Raw genomic sequence first — 21,127 nt, forward strand, 5'->3', positions numbered from 1 at the left:
GTGCGCCCCGCGGCGCACGAGGGGCAACGCTAGCAAGTTCCGGGACGGAGGGAGAAGCCCGGATCGCACCTCGTGCGGCCGTCTCGTCGAGTTCGGCGTCCCGAACTCCGCGGCCGTCGCGACCACGTCCCGACGCCGACGACCGCCACCCCTCGCTTCGCTCCGTGGGCTGCCGCGTGGCGGCAGCGCGATCGTGCGTCGTGACTACGTCCCGACGCCGACGACCGCGCCCTCCCACCGGGAGCGCAGCCAGCGGTCGTGCGAGGCGACGACCACCGCGCCCGCGTAGTCGCGCAGGGCGGCCTCGAGCTCCTCCACCAGGGAGAGGGAGAGATGGTTCGTGGGCTCGTCGAGCAGCAACAGGTCGGGCGGGTCGGCGACGAGCGCGGCGAGCGCCAGCCTCCGACGCTGACCGACGCTGAGCGCGCCCACGGGGCGGTCCAGGTCGCGGCGCGGGAGCAGGCCAGCGTCCGCGAGCGGCCGCGCTTCGGCGGTCCGACTCCCGACGGCGTCGCGGTAGGTCTGCGCGGCGCTGCGATCTGGCTTCGCGAACTCGACCTCCTGCGGCAGGAAGCCGATGCGCACCCCCGGGGCGCGCTCGACGAAGCCCGTGTCCGGGGCGAGGACCCCGCCGCCGGAACCCGGCGCGCTCAGGACCGTGGCGCCCGTCGCATCCGTGGCGCCCATCGCGCCCTCAGCACCCGCCGCGCCCTCAGCACCGGCCAGGATCCCGAGCAGCGTCGACTTGCCGGCGCCGTTCGGGCCCGTGATCATGACTCGGCCGAGCCGGGAGACCGTCAACGACACCGGATCGAGTCGCCCCGCCAGTCCCACCCGGTCCGCCCAAAGGATCCAGCCGGCGTCGCCCGGACCGGAGGGTCGTCCCGGCCGCGAGTCGGGGTCGTGCGCCGCGTCCGGTTCGGGGGCCCCGGCCGCGCCGGGTGCGCCGGGCGCGCCGGGCGCGGCGATGCCGGCGAAGCGCAGCGGCTCCGGCGGTCGGCGCACCCGGCTGCGCTCGAGGGCCTCCACCCGCACCCGGGCGTTCCGCGCCCGTCGCGACGTGACCCTCGCATCCTTGTCGGCGTAGAACTTGCGGGCCATCCGCACCTCGGACTTGGACTCGTGCTTGCGGTTCACCTCGCGGGAGCCCACCTCGATCTCGTGCCGCAGCGCGGCCAGCTCCTCCTGCTCGGCGGCGTAGCGCTCGCGCCAGCGCATCAGCTCGGCCTGGCGCGCCGCCCGAGCGGCGGAATAGCCGGTGCCCCAGACGCGCACGCCGAGGCCCGCGCCCGGATCGTCGGTCTCCGGATCCGCGGCTGCGCGCTCGGGTGCGGGGTTCGTGTGGCCGCGAAGGCGCGGGTCGCCCGCCGCTTCGGGGGCCTGACGCGCATCCGCAGCCTCGGCTCGCACGCCCGCCCCGTCCTCGGCGTCGGCGAGCTCCGCCGCCGCCACCGGCAGAGGGTCCAGGTCGAGGATCCTCGTGCTCACGGCGTCGAGCAGGGCGCGGTCGTGGCTCGCGACGATCACGATCCCGGGCCATGACGCGAGCACGCGCTCGAGGTAGCCCACGGCGTCGTCGTCGAGGTGGTTCGACGGCTCGTCGAGCAGCAGGGTGCGGGGCGCTCGCAGCAGCAGGGCGGCGAGGCTCAAGCGCAGGCGCTGCCCGCCCGAGAGCCGGCCGACGGGGGTGCCGGCCGGGATGCCCCCGAGTCCCAGCCCGAGCATCACCTCCCCGCGGCGGGCCTCGGCCGCCCAGGCGTCGCTCCGCTCGGCGGTCTCGAGCGCCTCGGCGTACGACTGCGCAGCCGAGACGTCATCCGGGTCGGCGGCGAGCAGAGCCGCGGCGGCCTCGATCCGGCGGAGCGCCTCGAGGGCGTCGGTCTGGGCATCGTCGAGCACCCGGGCCACCGGGGCGTCGGCCGGATAGGGGAGCTCCTGGGCGAGCAGCCCGACGCTCTCGGCGTGCGCCACGGTTCCCGCGTCGGGCTGCTCGGAGCCCGCGAGAATGCCCAGCAGGGTCGACTTGCCCGTGCCGTTCTCGCCGATGAGCCCGATCCTGTCGCCCGGCTTCGCGCTGAACGAGATGTCGCTCAGCACCCGGCGATCGGAATACGACTTGGAGACGCCGGAGACGGAGAGGTGCGCGCCGCGATGCCGTGATGAGCGGTCCTCGGATCGCGGGTCTCGGGTGGTGGGGGAGGTGTGCTTCGGTGCCGGCATGGAACGCCTGCCTTTCGGAACAGAGATGGTGTTCCGCCGGGCTGGTCGTGCGGCGCGAGGGATCCGGCAGCGCGGAAGGGCGCTGGGAGCGGGATCCGGGAGGGCGCGAGTCGCCGTGCGGATACGCACGGTGCACCTCGATCCGGCGCGCGACACGGTCGGCGCCTCGGGCGCGGAACGTGGGCGACTCAGATCTTCACGCCCCCAGTGTCTCAGGGCAGGGGGGCTCGCGCAAGATCCCGCCGCCCTGTTCGAGGCCGCGCCTCCGACCTCCGCGGGTGCGTCGAAACCGCGGAGGTTCCGATGCGACCGCGGAGCTCCGATGCGACCGCGGAGCTCCGATGCGGGGCGAGGGGCGGTATTGGATGAGAGGCGGGGTTGGATGGGGGCGGGATTGGATGGGGTCGCGTGGGACAGGGCACCGGTGCGAGGGAAGGGTGGGGCGAGGGCGGTACGCTGGCAGTCCCGCGACCATCGCGGGCGACGGGAGGCGGCGATGAGCATCGAGGCGACGGGACGCGTGATCCCGACCGACAGGGGCCGGGATCTCGTACTGGTGCGATCCCTCGCCGTGCCCGCGGAGGAGGCCTGGGAGTATCTCACCGAATCCGAGCTCACCGAGCGATGGTTCGGGCCGTGGGAGGGTGACGGCCGCCGTGGCGGCGCCGTCAGAGTGCGCATGCGCTTCGAGGATCACGAACCCGCGATCAGTCTGCTGATCCACGACTGCGAGGCTCCGCGGCGACTCGTGCTCGAGGCCGATCAGGAGGTCGGCGGGTGGAAGCTCGAGCTGCTCGTCGAGGAGGACGGCGAGGACGATTCGCTCGTCAGCTTCACGCATCACCTCGAGGGGCCGGACGTCGCCGGCATCGGCGAGATCGGCCCGGGCTGGGAGTACTACCTCGATCTGCTCGTCGCCGCGACGGAGGGCACCGAGCGCCCCGGCTTCGACCAGTACTACCCCGCACTGCGCGAACCCTATCTCGCCAAGCTCGCCTGAGCTCTGCCGCGGCGGCACGAGCCGGGCAGGAGCGGCGATCGTGTGGGAGAATCGGGATGAACGGGCGCTCGTGGCTCGCGAGCCCGCGTCGCCGCTTCATCGAGGAAGGTGGGCCGCAGTGGGCTCGGTGATGGACGAGGGGCCGTTCTTCCACGGCACGATCGCGGATCTCCGGGCGGGCGACCTCCTCTCGGCGGGGCATCGATCGAACTACCGCCCCGAGATCGTGATGAATCACGTCTACTTCACCGCTCTGCTCGACGGCGCCGGGCTCGCCGCCGAGATCGCGGCGGAGCTCGCCGAGGGCGACCCCGCACCGCGCGTCTACGCCGTCGAGCCGACCGGTGACTTCGAGGACGACCCGAACGTGACCGACAAGAAGTTCCCCGGAAACCCGACCCGGTCGTACCGCAGCTCCGCTCCGCTCCGGGTCGTCCGAGAGGTCGCCGACTGGACGCGTCTGACGCCCGAGGCGCTGCAGATGTGGCGGGAGCGGTTGGCCGCGCTCCGCGACGAGCGGGCCGAGATCATCAACTGACCCCGGCCCGTCGGCTTCCTCGACCCCTCCCGGCTCGAGAGCGGGGAGCCTGCGGATGTCGGCCGATCCAGCGCCGCCCGAGCGGCGGCGCTCAGATCGCGTATCCCTCGACCTGGCCCTCGGTGTTCGGCCTCCACCCGAGAGCGGGGGCGACGTGCTCCGCGAACGCCTGCAGCACGTGCAGGTTGTACTCCACGCCCAACTGGTTCGGGACCGTGAGCATCAGGGTGTCCGCGCTCATCACGGCCTCGTCGCGCCGCAACTGCTCGATGAGGCGGTCGGGGGTGTCGGCGTAGGTCTTCCCGAACGTCGAGCGGAAGCCGTCAATGACGCCGATCTGATCCTGGTTCTCCCGCGATCGCAGGCCGAAGTACATCTCGTCGCGCTCGTCCACGATGGGAAAGACGCTGCGGCTCACGGAGACTCGGGGCGCACCCGTGTGCCCCGCCTCGCGGTACGCCGCGCGGAAGCGGTCGATCTGCTCCCGCTGCAGCGCGTCGAAGGGCTGCCCCGTCGCCTCGGTGAGCAGCGTCGAGCTCATGAGGTTCAGGCCTCGGGATCCGGCCCACTCGGCGGTCTCCCGCGATCCAGCACCCCACCACACGTGGTCGCGCAGGGTCGCCGAGCGCGGCTCGATCGCGAGGCGCCCGGCCGGGCCCATCCGGGGGTCGGCGTCGACGACGGTCTCACCCTCGACGGCCCGCAGGAAGAGGTCGAACTTCTGCTTGGCGAGGTCGGCGCCGCGGGGATCCTCCGATCCCGTGTACCCGAAGGCCTCGTATCCGCGCAGGGCGGTCTCGGGGGATCCCCGGCTCACGCCGAGCGCGAGGCGCCCCTCCGCGATGAGGTCGAGGGCGGCCGCCTCCTCGGCGAGGTACAGCGGGTTCTCGTAGCGCATGTCGATGACGCCCGTGCCGACCTCGATGCGCTTCGTCCGCGCCGCCATCGCCGTGAGCAGCGGGATCGGCGAGGCCGCCTGCCGCGCGAAGTGGTGCACGCGCACGTAGGCGCCGTTGACGCCGAGCCCGTCGGCCCCCTGCGCGAGGTCGATGGTCTGGTGCAGCATGTCGCCGGCGGACCGGGTCTGCGTGCCCGGCACGGCGCCGTAGTGGCCGAAGGACAGGAATCCGAATGCTCTCATGCGGGGTGCAACCCGTTGCGTGAAACTTCTATTCCCATGAATATTTCTGGGGAGGATCAGAGGGCGGCACTGCGGCGGAGAGCAGGCCCCTCGCTCAGGTGGTCAGTAGGTGCTGCCTCCGGCGTCCCCAGGCAGCACCTACTGACCACCAGAAGCGGAGCGGGCGGGGCGGGCGGGCCGGGATCGTGCGGGCCGGGGTCGCGCGGGCCGGCGAGGGGCGTGCGGGGTCGGCGAGGGCGGGCCGGGGTCGGATGGGCCGGGGTCGGGTGGGCTGGGGTCGCGCGGGCCGGCGAGGGCGGGATGCGCAGCGCGAGTAGGGTGGGGAGCATGAGTGTCGTCATTGATCCCGCATTCGATCCCATCCCCTCACTGCGCAGCGTCGCCGACGTCGTGGTGACCGCCGAAGAGCCCGCCGATGCCCGGGCCCGGGCCTGCTACATCCCCTCGGAAGGCGACCTCCCCGACTGCGACGGCCTCGGCGACCTCGACCGCGACGCGCTCGCCGCAGCCGGCTTCACCGGTGCGAAGAACCAGACGCTGCTGCTGCCAGGATCGCCGCTGCGCGTGCTCGTCGGGATCGGGGAGGGCATCGAGACGAGCGCGCAGCTGCGCGATGCCGTCGCCGCGTTCACCCGGGCCGCCCGCGAGGCCGCGACGCTCGTGATCGACCTGCGCGGCGACGCGGTCGACGCGCGCACCGCCGCGCAGGTCGCCACCGAGGGCGCGATCCTCGCGCGCTACCGCTACGACGCGCTGAAGGGCGACCCCAAGACCGTCGCGCTCGAGACGGTGACGCTGCTCGTGGAGAGCGCCGACGTCGATGCGGCGCGCGAGGGGGTCGAGCGAGGTCGGATCCTCGCGCGCGCGGCCGGGCTCGCGAGGGATCTCGCCAACACCCCGCCGCGGCACCTCAGCGCCGTGAAGTTCGCCGAGATCGCCGAGAAGCTCGGCCCCGAGTTCGGGCTCGAGGTCGAGTCGTTCGACCGCCAGCAGCTCATGGATCTCGGCACCGGCGGCCTGCTCGGGGTGAACGCGGGCAGCACCGAGGAGCCCCGCATGATCAAGGTCTCCTACCGGCCCGAGAACGCGACCGACGAGACCGCCCACCTCGCGCTGGTCGGCAAGGGCATCATGTACGACTCGGGCGGGATCAGCCTGAAGCCGTCGAACGCGATGCACGCCGCCATGAAGTTCGACATGATGGGCGCCGCCGCGGTGTTCGCCTCGATGACCTCGCTGCGCGAGCTCGGCGTCGGCACCGCGGTGACCGGTTGGCTGATGTGCACCGACAACATGCCCTCGGGCAGCGCCACCAAGCTGGGCGACGTGCTCACGATCCGCGGCGGCAAGACCGTCGAGGTGAAGAACACGGACGCGGAGGGGCGCTTGGTGATGGCCGACGGGCTCGTGCTCGCCACGGAGGAGGAGCGCCGCCCCGACGCCATCGTCGACATCGCGACGCTCACCGGCGCCGCGATGATGGCTCTCGGCACCCGGACGGCGGCCATGCTCGCCAACAACGACGCGCTCGCGGAGCAGCTGCAGGCCGCGGCCGACGCGAGCGACGAGAACACCTGGCGCCTGCCGCTCGACCACCGGTACCGCGATCAGCTGAAGTCGAACGTCGCCGACCTCTCCAACATCGGAGGGCAGTACGCGGGCGTGATCCTCGCCGCGCTCTTCCTCAACGAGTTCGTCGACGGGCTGCCCTGGGGGCACCTCGACATCGCGGGCACGATGCAGGCCGAGAGCGACGACCTGTGGCGCTCGGTCGGCTCCACCGGCTTCGGCGCCCGGCTGCTGACGGAGTTCGCCGCCGCCTTCGAGGCTCCCGAGACCGAGGGATAGCCCCGAGGCCGAGGGATAGCGGCGGGGACCGTTCTCACGAGTCGTCGCTAAACTGGCGCCGAGCCGAATTGGACACCATCAGACGAGGAGGCGCCATGCCGCAGGACGACGTCGCAGCACCGACCGGCCATGAGTTCGTGGTGGTTTCGAACCGCCTGCCCGTGGACCGGGTCACCGACGAGAACGGCAACGTCACCTGGCGCACCTCGCCCGGCGGGCTGGTCACGGCGATGGAACCGGTGGTTCGGGATCTCGGCTGCGTCTGGGTCGGCTGGCCCGGCAGCATCGACGAGCATATCGAGCCGTTCACGGTCGGCGGCACCGAACTGCTGCCGGTCTCCCTCGACGCGACGGAGTTCGCCGAGTACTACGAGGGCTTCTCGAACGACACCATCTGGCCGCTCTACCACGACGTCATCTCCCCTCCCGGCTACCACCGGGAATGGTGGGACCGCTACGTCAGCGTGAACCAGCGGTTCGCCGACGCGGCGGCCTCGGTTGCGGCGCAGGGGGCCACGGTCTGGGTCCACGACTACCAGCTGCAGCTCGTGCCGGGGATGCTGCGCGAGCTGCGGCCCGACCTGGTGATCGCCTTCTTCCTGCACATCCCGTGGCCCTCGCACGGCCTCTTCGGCCAGCTGCCCTGGCGCCGCAAGGTGCTGCAGGGGCTGCTCGGCGCCGATGTGATCGGCTTCCAGCGGGTCGCCGACGCCGCGAACTTCCGCTCGGCCGTGCGCCGCTTCGTCGGCGCTCCCTCGAACGGCAACATGATCGTGCTGTCGGAGCGGCCCGCGACGCGGGGACGGAAGCGCCTGCCCGCCAGGCGCGTCCTCGCCCAGGAGTTCCCGATCTCCATCGACGCCGAGGCCTTCGCCGAGCTCGCGGCCTCGGAGTCGGTGCGGCTCCGGGCCAGGCAGATCCGAGAGGAGCTCGGCAATCCCGAGAAGATCATCCTCGGCGTCGACCGCCTCGACTACACGAAGGGGATCCGCCACCGGCTGAAGGCCTTCTCCGAGCTCCTGCGCGACGGCGAGGTGAAAGCCGGCGACGTGACCCTCGTCCAGGTGGCGAGCCCGAGCCGAGAGCGCGTGGAGGCGTACCAGCACCTGCGCGACGAGATCGAGGTGACGGTCGGCCGCATCAACGGGGACTACGGCACGATCGCGCACAGCCCCGTCGTCTACCTGCACCGGGGGTACCCGAGGGAGGAGATGGCGGCCCTCTACCTCGCCGCCGACGTGCTCGCCGTGACCGCGCTGCGCGACGGCATGAACCTCGTCGCCAAGGAGTACGCGGCCTGCCGCTCGGACGAGCAGGGCGTGCTCGTGCTCAGCGAGTTCGCCGGGGCGGCCGACGAGCTGCGCAGGGCGCTCCTGGTGAACCCGCACGACATCGACGGCATGAAGGCCGCCTTCATGGAGGCGCTGCGCATGTCGGAGACCGAGCAGCGCCAGCGCATGCGGGCGATGCGGCGCGTCATCTTCCGCGCCGACGTCGCCCGCTGGTCCGAGGACTTCCTGCGGTCCGTGGAGGCCGCGGCGGAGCACCGCCGCCAGACGGGCGGCGACCCCGTCAACGGCGAGGCGCCGCCGACCTCGCCGATCTTCCTGCCCCGGGGCATCGACGCGGCCCTGCGCCGGCTCGCCGCCGAGCCGCAGCTGCTCATCGCCTGCGACTTCGACGGCACCCTGGCACCCATCGTGACGCGGCCCGAGGACGCGCGGATCCTGCCGCGGGCCGAGCAGGCCCTCGCCGTGCTGCAGGATGCACCCGGCGTGCAGGTGGCCCTCATCTCGGGGCGATCCGTCGAGAGCCTCGCGGAGACGGGGGTGCACGTCGACGGCAGGATCATCGCCGGATCGCACGGAGCCGAGCTCGTGGGGCTGCCGAGCGCCGAGGCGCCCGTTCCTCCCGAGCCGGGCGACGCCCCGCTCTCGGACGCGGAGCCCCGCTGGGGAGCCGCGGTGGCGCCGTCCGAGTCCGAGCGCGAGCAGCTCGGGCGCCTCATGGCGGTGCTCGAACCGCGGGTGGCCGCCGTGCCGGGCGCGTGGATCGAGGAGAAGCCGCTCGGGGCGGCCGTGCACGTGCGTCAGGTGCAGGATCCGACCACCGCCGAGAACCTGCTCCTCGCACTCGAGAACGAGACGGGGAGCACCAACGCGCACGGCCTCGTGGTGCACACCCGGAGCGGCAAGAGCGTGCTCGAGTTCTCGGTGCGCGAGGCCGACAAGGGCAGCGTGCTGAGGCGGATCAGGGAGGCGCTGCCCGAGGGGCCGACGGTGTTCATCGGCGACGACGTCACGGACGAGGACGCGCTGCGGGCGCTCGGAGCCGGCGATCTCGGGGTTCGGGTGGGCAGCGCCGACTCGGTGGCGGAGTACCGCGTCGCCGATCCCGAGGAGGTGGCCGCGCTGCTCGCCCGCCTCGCGGAGCTGCGCACCGGCGTCGTGGTCGGCTCCGAGTACGTGGAGTACCCGGAGTAGCGGACGCCGGGTCCCGACCCCGCCGAAGGGTGGTTGGATGGAGGGCATGAGCCTGCTTGCCGACCGCGACCGCTACATCGACCGCTTCACCGAGTTCGTGAGGGAGGCCCCGACCTCCTACCACGCGGTGCGAGCGCTCGCGGAGACGCTCTCGGCGGAGGGCTTCGACGAGCGCCTCGAGGTCGACGCCTGGGCGCCGCTCGACGGCGGCGACCGCGGATTCGTCCGTCGCGACGGCGCGCTCATCGCGTGGCGCGCCGGCGCCGATCTCACCGCCGAGAGCCCGGTCCGCATCCTCGGCAGCCACACCGACTCTCCGGGCTTCGTGCTGAAGCCGCAGCCCGATTTCTCCGCGGAGGGGTGGGCCCAGGCCGGCGTCGAGGTCTACGGCGGCCCGCTGCTGAACTCCTGGCTCGATCGGGATCTCGGCTTCGCCGGCCGAGTCGTGACCCGCGACGGTGCCGAGCACCTCGTGCGCACCGGCCCGGTGGCCAGGATCCCGCAGCTCGCGATCCACCTCGACCGGGAGGCCAACTCGGGTCTGACGCTCGACCGGCAGCGCCACGTGCAGCCGATCCTGGGCACGGCCGGCACCGCGGGCGCCGTGGGCGCGGCGGGGGCGAATGGCACCGCGGGGTCGGCGGGCGTGCTCGGGCTGCTCGCGGCGTCGGCGGGCATCGAGGCCGCCGAGATCGCGGGCACCGACGTGCGTCTCTTCGACACCCAGGAGCCCGGCCGCATCGGGGCCGCGGCCGAGCTCTACGCCTCGCCGCGGCTCGACAACCTCAGCTCGGTCGTCGCCGGTCTCGTCGCGATCCTCGAGACGGAGCCCGCCCCGGGCACCATCGCCGTGCTCGCCGCCTTCGACCACGAGGAGTTGGGCTCGGAGACGCGATCCGGCGCCTGCGGCCCGTTCCTGGAGGAGGTGCTCGGCCGGCTCCGCGCGGGACTCGCGGGGCGCTCTGACGCGGGATCCGGGACCGAGACCGCAGCGCGGTTCGACGCGACCGCCGAGCGGCTCGCCGAGGCGGAAGCCCGCGCGCTCGCGGCATCGTGGTGCCTGTCGGCCGACGCCGGGCACGCCGTGCACCCGAACTACCCCGAGAAGCACGATCCGCGCGTGCGGCCCCGCCCCGGCGCGGGCCCCATGCTCAAGATCAACGCGAACCAGCGCTACGCCAGCGACGCGCACGGCGCCGCGCTCTGGAAGCGGGCCTGCACCGCCGCCGGCGTCCCGACCCAGGACTTCGTCTCCAACAACACCGTGCCGTGCGGGTCGACGATCGGACCCCTGACGGCGACGCGGCTCGGGATCCGCACCGTCGACGTCGGGGTGCCGCTGCTGTCGATGCACTCGGCGCGGGAGCTCGCGCACGTCGACGACCTGCACGGGCTCGCGCGAGCGACGAGCGCCTTCTTCGCGGGCGCGTAGGCGCTACACTCATGCGTTGGCGAAACACCGAACCCGAGGAGAACCCGATGGCCCTGCCCTGGAAGCTGCACGGAGACGGCAGGACCGTCTCTCAGGAGGCCATCGTGCTCCCCGAGGAGCGCCTGGCGTGGCCCCGCACGATCGGCTTCGGCGCGCAGCACGTCGTCGCGATGTTCGGCGCGACCTTCCTCGTGCCGCTCATCACGGGCTTCAGCCCCACCGCGACGCTGTTCTTCTCCGGTCTCGGCACGCTGCTCTTCCTGCTCATCACGGGCAACCGGCTGCCGAGCTATCTCGGCTCGTCGTTCGCGTTCATCGCGCCGATCGCCGCGGCGACGGCCGGCGGAGACCCCGGGAACCCGGATCTCGCGCGCGCCTCCTTCGGCATCCTGTCGATCGGCGTGCTCATGGCGATCGTCGGCATCGTGGTGAACCGGTGGGGCACGGGGTGGATCAACGCGCTCATGCCGCCCGTGGTCATGGGCGCGATCGTGGCCCTCATCGGCTTCAACCTGGCTCCCGCCGTCAAGAACAACTGGAACGCGACCGAGCTCTCGGGGTGGGTCGCGCTCGTCACCCTGGCGGCGATGCTGCTCATCACGGTGCTCTTCCGCGGCCTCATCGGGCGCCTGTCCATCGTGCTCGGCGTCGTCGTCGGATACATCGCGGCCGTGGGGATGGGCGAGGTCGACTTCTCCCCGGTGCGGGATGCGGCCTGGCTCGGCCTCCCCGCCTTCCACGCCGTCGGCAACCCCTTCGCGGATCCTGCGCTGTGGGGCCTGCTGCCCGCGTTCCTCCCCGTCGTGCTCGTGCTGATCGCCGAGAACGTCGGCCACGTCAAGAGCGTCGGCCTCATGATCGACCGCGACCTCGATCCGGTGACGGGGCGCGCGCTGCTCGCCGACGGCGTCTCGACGATCCTCGCGGGCTTCGGGGGCGGATCCGGTACCACGACCTACGGCGAGAACATCGGCGTGATGGCCGCGACCCGCGTGTACTCGACGGCGGCCTACTGGGTCGCGGGCGCGATCGCGATCCTGCTGAGCTTCTCGCCCAAGATCGGCGCCCTCATCAACACGATCCCCGCGGGCGTGCTCGCGGGCGTGACCGTCGCGCTCTACGGCCTCATCGGCCTCATCGGCGTGAAGATCTGGATCGACAACAAGGTCGACTTCGGCAAGCCCATCAACCAGTTCACCGCGGCGGTCGCGCTGATCGTCGGGATCGCGGACTTCTCGCTCCAGGCCGGCTCGGTCGTGTTCAACGGCATCGCGCTCGGCACCGTCGCCGCGATCGCGGTGTACCACCTGATGAGCGGCCTGGCCCGGCTCAGGGGCGGCCGCGTGGAGGTCGCCGACCCCGTGGTGACGGCGGAGACCGGAGCCGTCTCCGCGACGGGCCTCGAGACCGGCTCCGGGGCGGGCGCGGGCGCGCCGCGGTCGAAGTGATTGAAACACCGGACGCACTCCGCGGATTCTCGGGGCCAGCGCATATGGTGTCGGTGTGTGGAGTGTGGATCGGCGCCGGAAGCCCGGCGTGAGAGGCAGCGGTGATGCGGACGCCGCGGCGAACGATGCCGCGCCCGCCAAGCAGGCCCGACCGACCGACGAGGGCCGTGCGACCCCGAGACCCGTGGACGAGGGGAGCGCAGGTCCGAAGCCGTCGCCCTCGGACGCGGAGGACATGAACGTCACCGAGGCGCAGCTGACGGCCCCCGTCTCACCGGCCGAGACCGTGCCGGCGGACGCCGAGGAGCACGAGGAGTGGCGGCGGGAGCTCGCGGACGTCGGCGGACGCAACCCGCTGCTCTTCTTCGAGGATCGCCCTGCGAACCGCATCGAGCTGTCGACCACGCACCCCGGCGGGCTGCCCCAGTTCATCACCGGCCAGAAGATCCTGCTCTCGGCCCTGATCCGCGACGATCTCGCGCTGCGCCACGCGCGCGTGGCCGCCGGCCGCGTGACCGACAAGGCGATCGAGATGCGCACGGTGCGCGGCCTCGAGACGGTGCACCTCGGCGTCGGCATCGCGAAGTGGAGCTTCGAGGGCGACGACTTCTGCGCGCCGGTGCTGCTGCGCCCGCTCGCGATCCGGCGCTACGGCCGCGACTTCGAGCTCAAGCTGAAGCAGAATCCGGTGGTCAACCCCGAGCTGGTGCGGGTGCTGCGCGAGCAGTTCGGCATCGGCATCGACGCGCGCACGCTGCTGCAGCTCTCCCAGTCGGAGGGCGTGTTCAAGCCGCAGCCCGTGATCGACCGCCTCCGGCAGATGGTGGCCGGCGTGCCGGGCTTCGTGGTGCAGCCGCGCCTCGTCGTCTCGTCGTTCCTCAACGTGTCGCAGCGCATGGTCGCCGACGCGCGGGATCTCGACACCCCGATCCTCCGCGCCGTCCGCGGCGACGAGTCGGCTCGCCGCCAGATCGCCGAGGCGTACCACCCGGTCACCGCGCCGCCGCCGAACGAGCGGTCCCCCGAGACCGACCGCCACCTCTACGACGCCGACGCCGAGCAGGACGACGTGCTCGCGCAGATCGAGGCGGGCCACTCCGTCGTGGTGCGGACGCTGCCGGGCACCGGCGGCACCCAGACCGTGGTGAACGCGATCGGCGGCCTCGTGCGCGCGGGCAAGCGCGTGCTCGTGGTCTCGCCGCGGCGCGCGACGCTCGACGGGATCACCCACCGCCTCTCCCGGGCCGGGCTCGCGGGCCTGTCGGTCTCCCCGCGTCTGCTCCGCCGCAACCTCGTCGAGGCGATCAGCCGCAACGAGTCGGCGCGCGGCGAGCAGCTGCGCGACGTCGACGACGCGCTCGTGCGTCTGCGCGGCGTGCTGCTCGACTACCAGACCGCGCTGTCGCGGCCCGACTCCCGCTTCGGGGTGTCGCCGCTCGACGCCCTCCGCGAGCTCACGCGGCTCGCCCTCGAGGAGCATCCGCCCACGACCACGGTGCGTCTCGACGAGCGGGCGCTCGGCCAGCTCACGCTCGACCGATCCTCCGTCGCGGAGGCCCTCACGGAGGTCGCGCGCCTCGGGCAGTTCCAGTACGGACCTGAGGATTCCCCCTGGTACGGGGTGAGCTTCTCCACGACCGAGGAGGCCCGCTCGGCGTACTCGCTCGCGGTGAACCTCGCGGAGTCGCAGCTGCCCCGGCTCGTCTCGATGGCGAACGAGGTGATCGAGCAGACCTCGATGCGCCCCTACGAGACCATCGCCGAGCTCGGTGTCTACCTGCGCCTGCTGATGGGGATCCGCGAGACGCTCGACCGCTTCGTCCCCGAGGTCTACGACCGCTCGCTCACCGAGGTCATCGCCGCCCACGCCCCCCGCGGCGGCGACGAGATGTCGAACGCGAACCGGCGCCGGCTGAAGAAGCTCGCCCGCGAGTACGTGCGACCGGGCGTGCACGTCAGCGACATGTACTCCCGCCTCGTCCAGATCCAGCAGCAGCGGGTGCTGTGGCAGCGCTACACGACGGTGGCGGGCGCCCGCCCCGAGGTGCCGCTCGGGATCGCCGACGTGGTGGTGGCGTTCCAGTCGGCGTACCAGGATCTCGACGAGCTCGACCGGGTGCTCGGCACGACGGCCGAGTCCGAGAAGCTGAAGAACCTCTCGCTTCCGGCGCTCGCCCGGCGCTCGACCGAGCTGGCCCGCGAGTCGGAGGTGCTGCAGAACATCCAGGAGCGCACCGCGATCGTCGAGCGACTCCGCACCGTCAACCTCGAGCCGCTCCTCGACGACCTCTCGGCGCGGCACGTCCCCGCCGAGCGCGTCGGTTCCGAGCTGGAGCTCGCCTGGTGGCAGTCGGCGCTCGAGCAGATGCTGCGGAGCAACCAGGCCCTTCTGAGCGCGAACACGGGCGTGATCGAGCGCCTGGAGGCCGACTTCCGACTGGTCGACGACGCGCACGCCGGAGCGAACGGCGCCCTCCTCGCATCGAGCCTCGCCGACGCCTGGCGCGTGGCCGTCGTGGATCACCGGCAGGAGGCGCTCGCGCTGCGCGAGGCGCTGCGCTCGGGGCAGTCCTCGCTCGAGAAGCTCGTGGAGGACGCCCCCAACCTGCTGGCGGTGCTGGCGCCGGTGTGGGCGATGTCGCCCTACGAGGTGGCCCTGCTGCCCGACGCCCTGCGCTTCGACGCCGCGCTGCTCATCGACGCCGGCGCGACGACGCTGGTCGAGAACGTCGGCGCGATCCGGCGCGCGGGCCAGGTCGTGGCCTTCGGCGACACGGTCACGCAGACCCCGTCGCGCTTCGAGATCGCGGTGCGGTACGTCGACGAGCAGAGCGAGAGCGGCGACGACGGGGAGGCGCTGCACGAGCAGTCCGCGTTCGCGCGGCTCGGCGAGGTGCTGCCCGAGCTCGTGCTCACGCGCAGCTACCGCGCCGGCGGCGAGGATCTCACGAACCTCGTCAACAACCGCTTCTACGACGGGGCGATCACGTCGCTGCCGTGGGCGGGCACCTTCCTCGGCCACTCGAGCATCACCCACGAGTTCGTGCGCGGCGGCCAGGGGCTCCCGGATCAGCAGACGGGCGCCGTCGAGAGCACCGACGCCGAGGTCGACCGCGTGGTGCAGCTCGTGCTCGAGCACGCCAGCGAGCGACCCCGCGAGTCGCTCATGGTCATCACCGCGAGCGCCAAGCACGCCGTGCGCGTCTACCAGGCCGTGCTCCAGACCTTCTCGAAGCTCCCCCAGTACCGGGACTTCCTGCTCGGCGAGCGGGCGGAGCCGTTCGCCGTGCTCACGCTCGAGCAGGCCACCGCCCAGAGCCGCGACCGGGTGATCTTCTCCATCGGCTACGGCCGCACGCCCCACGGCCGCGTGCTGTCGAACTTCGGAGCTCTCGGACGGCCCGGCGGCGAGCGGCTGCTGGCGGTCGCCATGACCCGGGCGCGCCGCGCCATGACCATCGTGAGCTGCTTCCGCCCCGCCGACCTCGATCGCGGGCGCATGAAGCACGGCGTCGTCGAGCTCGCCGAGCTGCTCGCGCTGGAGCACCCGGAGCCCGAGCCGATGACGCTGCCGGCCGAGCGCGATCCCATGCTCGGCGAGCTGGCCGATCGCCTCGAGAACCTCGGCCTCACCGTCGCTCTCGACTACCGCGGGGTGATCCCGCTCGCCGCCTCGCTCGGGGAACGGGCGATCGCGGTCGACCTCGACTTCGCGGACGGCGAGGAGAGCCTGCGAGACGCGCTGCGGCTGCGCCCGGCGGTGCTCCGCCGGCTCGGATGGCACTACCACCGCGTGCAGAGCTTCGACCTCTTCGCGGACCCCGACGAGGCGGCGCTGCGGATCGCGAGGATCGTCGGCGCCGAGGTGGCGGCGCCGGCCGGGACTGCGGACGGTGCAGCCGCGGAGACCGACGTGATCGCCGAGGGCGGCGCCGGCACGGGCGTCATCGAGGACGAGTGAGCGAGCGGCGGGCGGGCCGGTCGCGGCGCGTCTCGCGACCCGCGCCCGAGGGCGTGGACGAGACGCCTTCGGACCATCCGCTGAACGCGCCCGCCGCGGAGGACGCGCCCGGCGGCTGGGGAGACGCGGGCGCCGCGCCGCGCTCGCGGAAGGCCGCGGGGGCGCGGGAGGGCGCCGAGGGCGAGAACGATGCGCGCCTCGCCCGCGACCGGCCGCCCCACTGGGGCTGACCTCTCCAGCCCCTTCCGCATGAAGCCTCCGCGGCGGCACCCAAACCACGGTGGTTTCGATGCCACCGCGGAGGGCGGTGCACCGGAGTGGAGGCGCTACGCCCCGTGGGCGCCGTGGGAACCGCGCGGGGTCTCGTCCGCCGAGGTCATCTGCGCGGGATCCTGCACGGGGACCGTCTGCGGGCCCTGCGCCTGCTGCTCGCGCATGAGATCGCGGATCTGGGTCAGGAGCTCCTGCTCGGTCTCGCCCGCAGGCGTCTCCGGCTCGTCCTCCTTCTTCGTCCGCTCGCGGAGCGTGTTCATGGGCATCACGAAGACGAAGTACACCACGGCCGCGACGATGAGGAAGTTGATGATCGCGCCGATGACGGCGCCGAACGCCAGCGTGCCCCCGCCGGGCAGGGAGACCTGGAGGGCCCCGTCGAGGGAGTCGGCGCGGAACACCATGCCGATGACGGGGTTGATGAGCGCTTCGACGAACCTGTCGACGATGCTGTTGAACGCCGCTCCGATGACGACCGCGACCGCGAGGTCGACGACGTTGCCGCGCAGCAGAAACTCCTTGAAACCCTTGAGCATGGCTGTTCTCCCTTGTCCGGATGCACTCCAGACTAGTGGGCGCGGGTCGCGGGGAGGCGCTTTCGGCGGCGCGTCAGGAGGCGCTCGACGACGACGAGCCCGAGGAGGACGAGGATCCCGCGGAGGATCCTGCGGATCCGGATCCCGACGAACCGCTCCCGGATCCCGAGCCGGACGATCCCGGGCTCGGAGCGCCCGAGGATCCCTTGCCGGATCCCGAGGAGCGCGAGTCGGTGCGGTAGAAGCCCGAGCCGTTGAACGTCACCCCGAGGGAGCCGAAGACCTTGCGCAGGGTGCCGCCGCACTCGGGGCACTCGGTGAGGGCGTCGTCCGAGAAGGACTGGTAGATGTCGAAGGCGTGGCCGCAGTCGGCGCAGCGGTAGGCATAGGTGGGCACGAAGAGAGATTCTACTGCGCTTCCGGCGGCCCGGCGCGCGAGGGCCTATTCCTCGGCGGGATCGTCGAGGTACTCGATGCGCGACGGCGTCACGACGCCGGTGACGGGCACGTCGTGGAGGTCGGACGGCAGCGAATCGACGAAGTCGGCCTCGTGCACGACCGCGAAGACGGGAGGCCTGCGCTCCATGGAGCCGAGGCTCTTGTCGAAGTAGCCGCGGCCCCAGCCGAGGCGCACGCCCGTGCGATCCACGGCGCAGGCCGGGACGATCATGAGGTCGACCTCGCCGACCGCCATCGGGCTGAGGAAGGCGCCCAGGGGCTCGGGGATGCCGTGGGCGCCCTGCACCATGCCCTCCCAGCTCGGCCGGATCCAGTCCAGCAGCCCGTCCTCCCGGGCGGAGGGGAGCAGGACGTCGAGGCCCCGATCCCTCGCCCAGCCCAGGAATCCGGAGGTATCCGGCTCGCTCGCGACCGGGAGGTAGCAGGACACCGAGCGCGCCTCCCGCGCCTCTACGAGGGAGACGAGCTGCGCGGTGATGCCGTCCCGTGCCGCGACCCGCTCCGCGTCGCCCATCGCGGCCCGACGGGCGCGCACCTCGTCGCGGATGCGCTGTTTCTCGAGGTCGATCTCATCGGCCATGCCACACAGTCTACGGCTCGGAGCGCGGTGCTCACCCGTAGCAGCTTCGGCCCCGCACGTCGAGCCGTCCCCGGCCGGATTGGAAGTCTCCGCCGCAGCCTCTAGGCTGACGGCATGAGCGAAACGCAGCGACTTCACGGTGGAAGCGTCACCAAGGCGGTCATTCCCGCGGCGGGGCTGGGCACGAGATTCCTCCCGGCGACGAAGGCGATGCCGAAGGAGATGCTGCCGATCGTCGACAAGCCGGCCATCCAGTACGTGGTCGAGGAGGCCGCAGCCGCGGGGCTCGACGACGTGCTCATCATCACCGGGCGCAACAAGGGCAACCTCTCGAACCACTTCGACGGCGTGCCCGAGCTCGAGCACACCCTCGAGCAGAAGGGCGACGAGGGGCGCCTCGAGCGCGTGCACGAGGCGAACGAGCTCGCCGAGGTCCACTTCCTCCGGCAGGGGCACCCCCAGGGGCTCGGCCACGCCGTGGGGCGCGCGAGGCGGCACGTCGGCGACAACTCGTTCGCCGTGCTGCTGGGCGACGACCTCATCGACGCGCGCGACCCGCTGCTCGACCGCATGATCGCCGAGCACGACGCGCGCCAGGCCACCGTGATCGCGCTGATGGAGGTGCCGCCCGAGTCGATCCACCTCTACGGCTGCGCCGCCGTCGAGCCCACCGATGAGCCCGATGTGGTGCGCGTCACCGAGCTGGTCGAGAAGCCGTCGCGCGAGGAGGCCCCGTCGAACCTCGCGATCATCGGGCGCTACGTGCTGCGGCCCGAGATCTTCGACATCATCGACGACCTCGAGCCGGGGCGGGGCGGCGAGTACCAGCTCACCGACGCCCTCAACCATCTGGCCCAGGGCAAGGGCGAGGCCCCGGTCTACGGGGTGGTGTTCCGCGGTCGACGCTACGACACGGGCGATCGTGCCGACTGGATCAAGGCGAACGTGCTGCTGGGCGTGGATCACCCGGAGCTCGGCGAAGAGATCAGCGAGTGGGTGCTCCAGTTCGCGGATCGTCTGCGCGAGCGCCGCGGCTCCGCGGACTAGGCGGCGCCCGTGGCCCCGCTCGGTCGGCCGATCCCGCCGCCGGGGCGGATCGAGGCGGGCAGGGTCGGCCTCCGGGTGATCCGCGTCTCGGACGCGCGCGTGCTGGAGGAGCTGCTGCGCCGCAACCGGGGCTGGTTGCAGCGCTGGGAGGCGACGAACCCCACGGGATCGGGGCCGCCGCCCGGCTCGGTGTCGATGCGGCCCACGATCAGGGTCATGCGCGCGCAGCTGCGGGACGGCTGCGGGATCCCCTTCGTCATCCTCTTCGACGGCGAGGTGGTCGGCCAGCTGAGCGTGTCCGAGATCAGCGGGGGAGCGCTGCGCTCCTCGCAGATCGGCTACTGGGTGTCCGAGCACGTGGCCGGCCGCGGGATCACGCCGATCGCCGTCGCGCTCGCCATCGACCACCTCTTCCAGGCGCTCGGGCTGCACCGCGTGGAGATCTGCATCCGTCCCGAGAACGCGGCGTCGCTGCGCGTCGTGCGCAAACTCGGACTGCGGTCAGAGGGGCGCCGCGAGGCCTACATCCACATCGACGGGGCATGGCGCGATCACGAGAGCTTCGCCGTGACCCGGGAGGAGGCGCCCCGGGGCATGCTCGAGCGTCTGCGGGAGACCCTGCGGCCGGAGCCCTGATCCCCGAGGCGCCCGGCGAAACGCATAGCTGCCTGACAGTGTCGCGGATCGCCCGGCGCGCCGAGGAGCGGCTCGCCGATCCGAACCGTACAGTAAACGGCATGACTGGCGGTGCACTCGGTGGGGGCGTGATCTTCGTGGTGGCCGCTCTGCTTTGGGCCGCCGTGCTCGTGCCCGCCTGGGTGCGCCGCCGCGAGTTCCGGGCGGCGGAGCGCAACGCGATGAGGCTGCAGCGCACGCTGCGAGTGCTGGCGGAGACCGCCGAGGTGCCGGAGGAGGTTCGCGTCGAGGCGACCGCGAAGCAGGCCCTCGCACACGAGAAGCTGCTGCGCACGGCGCAGAAGCGGCAGGAGGCCGAACGGGAGGCTGCCTTGGCAGAAGCGCGAGCAGAACAGGTCCGAGCCGAGATCAAGGCGCAGCAGATGCGGCGCAGGCAGGCGGCCGCGTCTCGGGCGGCGAAGCTGCGCCGGCCCATCGTCCGCCGGGTGCGCGCGGTCGCGGCGCTCCTCGTCGTCGTGGCGCTGGGCGGTGTGCTCGTCGGAGCGGGCATCGCGCTCGCGGGCAACGGGACGAGCGCGCTGCTGTGGTCGAGCCTGCTGCTCGCCACGGGCGTGGGCGCCCTCGTGCTGCTCGCGCCCGGCCGGGTCAAGGACGCGGCCATCCCCGCGGAGAAGGCGACCGTCGTCGTGGCCGAGACCGTGGCGATCGAGTCGGAGATGATCGCCGAGGAGGAGGCCACTGACACGAGCGGGGCCCACGCCGCGGCGCAGCAAGCCGCAGCCGAGCGGATCGCCCGGGCCCGCGCGCTGGCCCGCGCGCGCGCCGAGGTGCCCGCGCCCCGCGTGAATCAGCCCGACTCGATGCTGCTGGAGGAGGCGCGGGCGCAGGTCGCGGCGAGCCGCGCCGCCGACCAGACGCCGGCTGCGCCTCAGTCTCGACCGGCATCGGACGCGGACCGGGGCCGGCAGGCCGCGAAGGCTGCGGATATCGCGGAGACCGCGCGCGCCGCGGAGCGTGCGGCGGCCGCGCGTGCGGCGGAGCAGGCGGCGGCCGCCGAGAAGCTCCGCCAGATGGGCGTGGTCGGCGACACGAGCTCGGGGATGCCGGATCTCGACGCGGTGCTGCGACGTCGCCGCAACGCCGGCTGATTACGAGGTCGCGGTGTCGATTTCGCGCTCGCGGAAGCGACTGCTAGAGTTGGTCGCTGTCAGGGTCTGTGGCGCAGTTGGTAGCGCGTCTCGTTCGCAATGAGAAGGTCAGGGGTTCGATTCCCCTCAGATCCACCAGTTCGAAACACCTCGTCGCCCCTGTCCCGCTTCGCTGCGGGGCAGGGGCTTTTCGTCGCGTCCGTCGATGACGCCCGGCTCGCGCTGAGAACCCGAGGCGGGTGAATCTTCGCTCGAAAAGGATGAATTCCTCCTTCGGCGGCCGCCCCTGAGCCGGGTTGCCACGCCGCTTCCTGCCTGATCAGGGCCGAAAATCGTCGTCTCCCCCGTGTGTCCCGGCGGTTGCTACCGTCGCCGAG

General features: G+C 72.5%; 16 protein-coding genes and 1 tRNA gene. 12 read left to right on the forward strand and 5 right to left on the reverse strand.

Annotation, left to right across the window (positions count from 1 at the left end; all coding sequences use genetic code 11):
- Positions 1 to 204 precede the first annotated feature (204 nt).
- Positions 205 to 2,220 carry an ABC-F family ATP-binding cassette domain-containing protein gene (locus JD276_RS13695; protein ID WP_200116226.1) on the reverse strand — a complete coding sequence of 672 codons (2,016 nt, stop codon included), beginning with the start codon at positions 2,218 to 2,220 and terminating at the stop codon, positions 205 to 207.
- A 496-nt stretch (positions 2,221 to 2,716) separates the two neighbouring features.
- Between JD276_RS13695 and JD276_RS13700 the strand changes: the two genes are divergently transcribed.
- Both JD276_RS13700 and arr read left to right on the forward strand, forming a co-directional pair.
- Positions 2,717 to 3,220: an SRPBCC family protein gene (locus tag JD276_RS13700; protein WP_200116227.1), complete on the forward strand. Its 504-nt coding sequence runs from the start codon at positions 2,717 to 2,719 to the stop codon at positions 3,218 to 3,220.
- A gap of 130 nt (positions 3,221 to 3,350) precedes the next feature.
- Positions 3,351 to 3,758, forward strand: coding sequence for an NAD(+)--rifampin ADP-ribosyltransferase (gene arr, locus JD276_RS13705; RefSeq protein ID WP_233615742.1), 408 nt, complete (start codon positions 3,351 to 3,353; stop codon positions 3,756 to 3,758).
- Positions 3,759 to 3,849: 91 nt separating this feature from the next.
- Here the strand turns inward: arr and JD276_RS13710 are convergent, their stop codons facing one another.
- Entirely contained in the window at positions 3,850 to 4,899 is a 1,050-nt protein-coding gene (locus JD276_RS13710) for an LLM class flavin-dependent oxidoreductase (RefSeq protein ID WP_200116229.1), read from the reverse strand.
- 327 nt (positions 4,900 to 5,226) lie between these two features.
- Here JD276_RS13710 and JD276_RS13715 point away from each other — a divergent pair, with 327 nt between their 5' ends.
- From JD276_RS13715 to JD276_RS13740, 6 genes are all read left to right on the forward strand, one after another.
- Positions 5,227 to 6,747, forward strand: a complete 1,521-nt coding sequence (locus tag JD276_RS13715; protein WP_200116230.1) for a leucyl aminopeptidase — start codon at positions 5,227 to 5,229, stop codon at positions 6,745 to 6,747.
- A gap of 95 nt (positions 6,748 to 6,842) precedes the next feature.
- A complete protein-coding gene (locus JD276_RS13720; protein WP_200116231.1) occupies positions 6,843 to 9,230 on the forward strand; it encodes a trehalose-6-phosphate synthase in 2,388 nt (795 codons plus the stop codon).
- Between the two features lie 46 nt (positions 9,231 to 9,276).
- A complete protein-coding gene (locus JD276_RS13725; protein WP_200116232.1) occupies positions 9,277 to 10,662 on the forward strand; it encodes a M18 family aminopeptidase in 1,386 nt (461 codons plus the stop codon).
- A 47-nt stretch (positions 10,663 to 10,709) separates the two neighbouring features.
- Positions 10,710 to 12,110, forward strand: a complete 1,401-nt coding sequence (locus JD276_RS13730) for a uracil-xanthine permease family protein (RefSeq protein WP_200116233.1) — start codon at positions 10,710 to 10,712, stop codon at positions 12,108 to 12,110.
- 235 nt (positions 12,111 to 12,345) lie between these two features.
- Positions 12,346 to 16,071: an AAA family ATPase gene (locus JD276_RS13735; RefSeq protein WP_200116280.1), complete on the forward strand. Its 3,726-nt coding sequence runs from the start codon at positions 12,346 to 12,348 to the stop codon at positions 16,069 to 16,071.
- Positions 16,068 to 16,301: a hypothetical protein gene (locus tag JD276_RS13740; RefSeq protein ID WP_200116234.1), complete on the forward strand. Its 234-nt coding sequence runs from the start codon at positions 16,068 to 16,070 to the stop codon at positions 16,299 to 16,301. Before JD276_RS13735 ends, JD276_RS13740 begins: the two co-directional genes overlap by 4 nt.
- Positions 16,302 to 16,397: 96 nt before the next feature.
- Here JD276_RS13740 and mscL read toward each other — a convergent pair whose 3' ends face one another.
- From mscL to JD276_RS13755, 3 genes are all read right to left on the reverse strand, one after another.
- Positions 16,398 to 16,880 carry a large-conductance mechanosensitive channel protein MscL gene (gene mscL, locus JD276_RS13745; protein ID WP_200116235.1) on the reverse strand — a complete coding sequence of 161 codons (483 nt, stop codon included), beginning with the start codon at positions 16,878 to 16,880 and terminating at the stop codon, positions 16,398 to 16,400.
- A gap of 73 nt (positions 16,881 to 16,953) precedes the next feature.
- A complete protein-coding gene (locus tag JD276_RS13750) occupies positions 16,954 to 17,277 on the reverse strand; it encodes an FmdB family zinc ribbon protein (protein WP_200116236.1) in 324 nt (107 codons plus the stop codon).
- A 45-nt stretch (positions 17,278 to 17,322) separates the two neighbouring features.
- The gene (locus JD276_RS13755; protein WP_200116237.1) at positions 17,323 to 17,919 is read right to left on the reverse strand and encodes a 5-formyltetrahydrofolate cyclo-ligase; all 597 of its coding nucleotides are present in this window, start codon (positions 17,917 to 17,919) and stop codon (positions 17,323 to 17,325) included.
- A 114-nt stretch (positions 17,920 to 18,033) separates the two neighbouring features.
- Here JD276_RS13755 and JD276_RS13760 point away from each other — a divergent pair, with 114 nt between their 5' ends.
- The 4 genes from JD276_RS13760 to JD276_RS13775 all read left to right on the forward strand — a co-directional run bounded on the left by JD276_RS13760 (position 18,034) and on the right by JD276_RS13775 (position 20,888).
- Positions 18,034 to 18,966 carry a UTP--glucose-1-phosphate uridylyltransferase gene (locus tag JD276_RS13760; RefSeq protein WP_200116238.1) on the forward strand — a complete coding sequence of 311 codons (933 nt, stop codon included), beginning with the start codon at positions 18,034 to 18,036 and terminating at the stop codon, positions 18,964 to 18,966.
- A 9-nt stretch (positions 18,967 to 18,975) separates the two neighbouring features.
- Positions 18,976 to 19,602, forward strand: a complete 627-nt coding sequence (locus JD276_RS13765) for a GNAT family N-acetyltransferase (protein WP_307866583.1) — start codon at positions 18,976 to 18,978, stop codon at positions 19,600 to 19,602.
- Between the two features lie 101 nt (positions 19,603 to 19,703).
- Complete coding sequence (locus JD276_RS13770) at positions 19,704 to 20,750, forward strand: hypothetical protein (RefSeq protein WP_200116239.1); 1,047 nt, start codon at positions 19,704 to 19,706, stop codon at positions 20,748 to 20,750.
- Between the two features lie 62 nt (positions 20,751 to 20,812).
- Positions 20,813 to 20,888, forward strand: a tRNA-Ala gene (locus JD276_RS13775).
- Positions 20,889 to 21,127 lie beyond the last annotated feature (239 nt).

Source organism: Leucobacter chromiisoli (assembly GCF_016522505.1).
Classification (GTDB): Bacteria; Actinomycetota; Actinomycetes; order Actinomycetales; family Microbacteriaceae; genus Leucobacter; species Leucobacter chromiisoli.